The organism is Streptomyces phytophilus, assembly GCF_013870535.1.
Taxonomy (GTDB): domain Bacteria; phylum Actinomycetota; class Actinomycetes; order Streptomycetales; family Streptomycetaceae; genus Streptomyces; species Streptomyces phytophilus.
Window position 1 is genome coordinate 1 of record NZ_JACBXC010000833.1, and the last position, 2,748, is coordinate 2,748.

A 2,748-nucleotide genomic window follows, 5' to 3' on the forward strand; every position below is an offset into this window, starting at 1 on the left:
CGGTTCGGTCTCGGCGGCGGGGGCGGAGCGGGTGCGGCGGTCGCTCGGGCAGGCATGGCGAGCGCTCCTTCCGGTGGGGGACGGACGGGGACGGCGGTGCCCGGGGCGAGGTGCTCGCATGCTTGCGGGGGGAAGGGGCGCGCGTGCGTGCTGCCGTCAGTATTCGGGCACGTGTGCCCTGGCATCGTGGACCCGGCTCCGGGAGCCCCACCTGCCGCCACACACGCCGATCACCCCGATGGCGCCGGGAGTTCTGCCCGGCGGGAGGCATTCGGGCGAACACCGGTGCCCGGTCCGCCGGTGCCGGGCGGGGAGCGATGACTGCCGCGGCCGGCGTGCGTCTCAATGGCCGACACCACCCGATGACGACAGCCAGGAGAGACCATGCTGCTGCAGCACAAGAACGCGATCGTCTACGGAGCCGGCGGCTCCATCGGCGCCGCGGTCGCCCGCACCTTCGCCCGCGAGGGCGCCCGGGTCCACCTCACCGGCCGGCACGCGGCGAACGTCGAGTTGGTGGCGAGGGACATCACCGGGTCCGGCGGCACCGCCCACGCGGCCGTCGTGGACGCGCTGGACGAGCAGGCGGTGGAGGAGCACGCGGCCCGGGTGGCGGCGGAGGCGGGCTCCATCGACGTGAGCATCAACCTGATCACCCGCGGCGACGTCCAGGGCACCCCGCTGGTCGACATGTCCGTCCCGGACTACGTCTCCTGCGTCACCCGCGGCCTGACGACCAACTTCCTCACCGCCCGCGCCGCGGGCAGGCGGATGGCGGAGCAGGGCTCCGGAGTCATCCTGGCGCTCAACAGCGGCTCGTCCCACACCAGCCCGATGATGGGCGGCACCTGCCCCGCGGACGCGGCGATCGACACCCTCATCCGCTCCCTCGCCCAGGAACTCGGCCCCCGCGGCGTCCGCACCGCCGGCCTGTGGGCCGCCGGCGTCCCGGAGACCCTCACCCCGCAGAAGCTCGGCGCGGTCAACCCCGCGATGGCCACCCCGGAAGCCCTCGGCGGCGTCCTCGACACCCTCGACGGCCTCCGCATGCTCCCGGCCTCCCCGCGCCTGAAGGAGATCGCCGACCTGGCCGCCTTCCTCGCCTCCGACCGGGCGGGCGCGATCACCGGCACCTGGATCAACGCCACGGCGATGTTCCCGAGCTGACCGGTTGGCCGGGACCGGGGCGCCTTCTTCCGGCTTCCGGCCCCGGCGCCCGGCCCTCCGGCCGGTGGCCGGGCGGGGTCAACGGGTGCGCAGAAGTTCCGTGTTGCGGTCCGTCTCCAGGCCCGACAGGGCGCGGCGGCGGGCGGAGTGGGGGGCGTTCAGGGCCAGTTCGCGGTAGAGCGACGCCAGGCCCGCCTGGTCGAGTTCCGCACCGTCCGCGCGGTACGGGGCCGCCGACTCGATCAGCGTCGTGAACAGCGACAGCGTCCCGTCGCCGTTGTCGGCCAGCTCCACCACGCGGGCGAGCTGGGGGAAGTCCACGTGCGAGGCCGTGGTGACCTCCCACAGCCCGCCGGCGGCGTCCCCGTGCGGGGTGATCTCGTTGCGGTGGCTGTGCCCGTTCACCCACGCGACCACGTTGCGGTGGGCCAGCAGCACGTCCAGCAGCTCCGCCCCCGTGTGCCGCTGGTCGTCCGGCCGGAAGGGGTCGGGCGTCGTGTTGTTCATCGACTTGCTGGTGTGGTGGCTGAAGACGACGACGTACGAGCCCGCGTGCTCCGTCAGCTTCCGCTCCAGCCAGCGCAGTTGCGCCGTGCCCAGCGAGCCGCGGTAGTCGCCGCCCTGGTCGGTGGTGTCCAGGCTGATGCCGACGACGCCCGGACCGGCCTCGCCGAGCACGAAGTCGTAGTACAACTCGCCGGAGGCGCGGTGGGCCTCCTTGTAGCCGTGCCCCACGGGCCCCGCCCCGGCGAACCGCTCCTGGAGGTGGGCCGCCGCGTACTCCTGCGACGTGAACGGCACGCGCCGCTCGTCCGCCGTGACCGTACGCATCAGATGCCGCTGCGTGCGCAGCATCTCGGCGAACGCCTCGCCCCGCGGGTCGGTGCCCGCGCGCAGGGAGTCGAACAGCGGCCCGGCGACGGACTCCGGCAGCGCCATCAGCTTCCGGTCGCCGGCCGCGTACTCGGCGAAGTACGGCTGGCGGGGCGCGTAGCAGCCGCCGGGCAGCAGGTCGTGGTTGCCGACGGTGGAGTACCACGGCAGGTGCAGCCCGGGGCTGGTGACCTCCCTGATCGCCGCTTCGAGGAAGCCGTCCAGGCGCGGGAAGCCGAGCGCCTTGTCGGCGTCGCGCAGCCGGCTCTCCGGGTGCCAGTAGCGGTCGACGCCGCTGTTCTGCACGCCCTCGTACGACCTCGGGTCACCGCTGTTGGGCACGATCCGCCCGCCGCTCATCGCGGTGAGGTACCACTCCAGCTCCAGGCCGTTGTTGTTGTCCGTGTTGTCGCCGGTGGTCACGGCGCAGCCGAGCGCGAGCCCGGTGGCGGGCCCGGCGGTCAGCGAGTTGACGCGTTCGATGAGCGCGACGGCGCCCGGCACGCTCAGCGCCTCCTGCGGGCGCCAGCCGTCGCCCTCGCGCTCGCGGAAGTACTCCGAGCGCAGCGGCGTCTGCACGTCCACGATGTGCAGGTCGGTGAGCTGGACGAAGGCGGCGAGCGCGGTCCTGGTGTCCTCCCGGCGCGGGCCGGCGGCGCCCAGTTCCGCGCGGACGACCCGGGGCCAGCCCGCGCCCTCCGTCAGCTG

2 protein-coding genes are annotated in these 2,748 nt (G+C 74.1%); one reads left to right on the top strand and one right to left on the bottom strand.

Going from position 1 to position 2,748, the window contains the following annotated elements:
* Positions 1-384: 384 nt before the first annotated feature.
* The gene (locus H5J30_RS25905; RefSeq protein WP_181789762.1) at positions 385-1,167 is read left to right on the top strand and encodes an SDR family NAD(P)-dependent oxidoreductase; all 783 of its coding nucleotides are present in this window, start codon (positions 385-387) and stop codon (positions 1,165-1,167) included.
* Positions 1,168-1,245: 78 nt separating this feature from the next.
* Here H5J30_RS25905 and H5J30_RS25910 read toward each other — a convergent pair.
* Positions 1,246-2,748, bottom strand: a 1,503-nt coding sequence (locus tag H5J30_RS25910) for a TIGR03767 family metallophosphoesterase (RefSeq protein WP_181789763.1), incomplete at its 5' end; no start/stop codon positions are given.